Source organism: Okeania sp. SIO2B9 (genome assembly GCF_010672505.1).
Taxonomy (GTDB): domain Bacteria; phylum Cyanobacteriota; class Cyanobacteriia; order Cyanobacteriales; family Microcoleaceae; genus Okeania; species Okeania hirsuta.
The window spans coordinates 1-3,178 of record NZ_JAAHGK010000913.1; the positions used below are offsets into that span (position 1 = coordinate 1).

Below are 3,178 nucleotides of genomic sequence, written 5' to 3' on the forward strand. Positions count from 1 at the left end.
GGAAATATTGGAGAAAAAGAGGAAATATTGGAGAAAAGTAAAGACAATTTCAGTATTTATTTGATACCGTCGGTACTGTCAGTCCTTAAATTTTATTTATAACTGACCCGTCCGAACATGATATTAGTTAGATAACCACAATAATTAAATTCTTCCTGAACTTTTTTCTGCTTATTTCAGATGACTAGAGATAGCTAATTTATTATGGCTAATTAATGAGACTTGATATTAGAAGTGAAATTAGAAATCTCCATTGAAGAAGGAGACAGGAGACAGGAGACAGGAGACAGGAGGAAAATTACATAGGGATTCGCTCCCCCAAGTAATGCGTGAACACCCCCGTTGACGGTGGGGTATTAAACCCACAAAGAAAATGATAATAAAAAGTCAAATCAATTATCCCACTCTTATTCATCAATTCTTTCTCCCTGCTCCCTGCTCCCTACTCCCTACTCTCTCTTTTGTGGAGATGTCTATTCATCGGGAGTAAAATTAAGAGGCTGTTTGTCAACAAAAGTTAAAGATAGGGTGTGTGATCAAATAGGGGAAAAAGGTTGAAATTTGCCCCCATCTCCCTATCTCCCCATCTCCCCATCTCCCCATCTCCCCAAACTCCCTACTCCCTTTCAACCAATAGCATCCTTGAGAGCATTCTGAGTCATAGCCGCGATCGCTTGTTCTGTCGCCTTAGGTAAATGATAATACTTACCCCCTGCTTGCTTCGCCAACTCCTTGGCAAACCCAGTCGAAACAAACTTATTCTCAGTATCAATCATCAACAACTGAATCCCCAAACCCCGAACTTTAGCAGCAATTTCCAACAACTCCTCCTTAATATTCGGTTTCTCATCATCCAATATCGGTTCACCCAACGAACGCGCCAACGGAATATTACCCCGTCCGTCCGTAATAGCCACAATTACCACCTGCCCAACATCACCAGACTGCTTGGCATTCACACCCACTCTCACCGCCTGAGTCAAACCATGCGCCAAAGGCGAACCCCCACCACAAGGCATCTTTTCCAAACGTCGTCGTGCTGTAGTTATCGAACGAGTAGGCGGTAACAAAACCTCCGCTTGTTCCCCCCGAAAAGGAATCAACGACACTTGGTCACGACTCTGATAAGCCTCCGTCAACAACTGCATCACCGCTCCCTTCGCCGACTGCATCCTATTTAACGCCATCGAACCCGAAGCATCAACCACAAACACCACCAAAGCACCAGCCTTTCTTGCCAAACGCTTTGCCCGCATATCAATAGGTTCCACAATCACTTTACGATTTGGCTGACGTTCGCGACGAGACTTCTGATAAGGAGCAGCAGCTCGCAAAGTCGCATCAACCGCAATACGTCTCACCTTACCCTTGGGCAACATTGGCTTCACATAACGCCCCCGGTCTTCAGAAAAAATCACACTCCGACTACCAGACTTACCTTGACGGTTTGCTGTTTGGGCAAACATTAGCACACTATCATCTAATACCACTCCCTCCGGGTCAAACAAAAATTCTTCAGGAATACTGGCCTCTTCTTCCTCTGGAGGTTCCGGGTTTTCCTCATCCTCATCCTCATCCTCCTCTTCTTCCTCTTGAGACTGGTCTTCTGGTGGGGGTGGTGGTGGAGGTGGCGGTTGTTGTTCCTCTTCTGGAGGGGTTGGCACTATTGTTGCTCGTGGCACAATAACTAACTCCACGGCCCGACGCAAGTCATCAGCATTAATTGTTGTCCTTCCATCCAGTGCTGCTGATGCTTTGGCTACTCGCACGGCAAAAAGTTCTGCCCTATGTCCTTGTACGCCTCCACGAATTGCTTCTTCTACTAAATATTGGATTTGTTCGTTAGTAATGGTGACATCTTTTATCCACTCCCTAGCCAAAAGAATCTGAGTTTTGAGATTATCTATATCTTCTGCATATTGTTCGAGAAAAGCTTGGGGAGATTTAGCATAAGCTAATGCTTGTTCTACTGCCTCCACTCGTTGGTCTAAATCTAAAACCATATCTGCTGAGAGGGCGATCGCTATTCTATCCAGCAAATGTTCTCGCAGTGGCCCTTCTTCTGGATTATAAGTAGCAATAAATAGAGGTTTACAAGGATGTTGAAAACTAATACCCTCCCGTTCTATTTGATTTCGTCCTTCTGTGAGAACTGTGAGCAATAAGTTGGCAATATTGTCGTCCAGCAGATTAATTTCGTCTACATATAATACTCCTCGGTGAGCTGATGCTAATAATCCTGGTTGAAAAACTGTTTCTCCCTGTCTGACTGATTTTTCTACATCTACAGAACCTAATAACCGATCCTCTGTTACTCCTAGAGGGACTTGAATAAAAGGTGCAGGTATAACTTCAGTAGGAATTTCTACTGATGTGGGGTCGGCATACTGCTCTAATAGTTGGTCGTCCCATTCTTCGGGATAGTTAGGATTACAGTTACTAATGGAATTTTGAACAATTTCAATGGGAGGTAGGAGTGAATGTAGCGCTCTGGCCATTACCGATTTGGCAGTACCACGACGGCCAGCAATGGCAACTCCTCCTAATCCTGGATCGACAGCGGTTAACAATAGGGCTAGTTTGATTGCTTCTTGTCCGACTACGGCAGCTAGAGGAAAGTTGATGATGGCGGGAGGGTTTACTACAGGCATAGTTTAAATAGTTTTACTCTTGGTTTTTAGGATATCAAAATAATGGGACATATTTTTCGATCGAGGTTGGCGATCGCGGTAGCGATGCGGAGGATTATTGCTTCAAATGCCAATCCTTATATATATTCTTATTTTAAAGTTACACTTTAATTCAAATATATAGTTGTACATTTGATTTTTTTACTACTGCAAAATAACTTTTAACTAACATTATTAATATTTATATGTAGCATAAGTAATAAAAATATTAAAGTGAGGGGTTTCACCCCTTAGAAAGGTTATACTACGTTTAGTAGATGCACCCTGATAGTTATCTGTCCCTTTGCCAATGTTGACAAAGGGGCTTTTTTTTTATGTATGTGGGTGCTGAGTTTAATGAAACTTATGCTTTGTTTAATTTATGATATTTTTTTTTAATTATGCTACATATAAATATTAATAATGTTAGTTAAAAGTTATTTTGCAGTAGTAAAAAAATCAAATGTACAACTATATATTTGAATTAAAGTGTAACTTTAAAATAAGAA

The 3,178-nt window shown here is 41.8% G+C and carries 1 protein-coding gene; it reads right to left on the reverse strand.

From position 1 onward, the window contains the following. Positions 1-626 precede the first annotated feature (626 nt). Positions 627-2,651 carry a magnesium chelatase ATPase subunit D gene (gene bchD, locus F6K13_RS25365; protein WP_124143689.1) on the reverse strand — a complete coding sequence of 675 codons (2,025 nt, stop codon included), beginning with the start codon at positions 2,649-2,651 and terminating at the stop codon, positions 627-629. Positions 2,652-3,178: the final 527 nt, after the last annotated feature.

Excerpts from the sequence above, each read along its gene's own strand:
- bchD (WP_124143689.1), bottom strand. The coding sequence starts at position 2,651 with ATGCCTGTAGTAAACCCTCCCGCCATCATCAACTTTCCTCTAGCTGCC.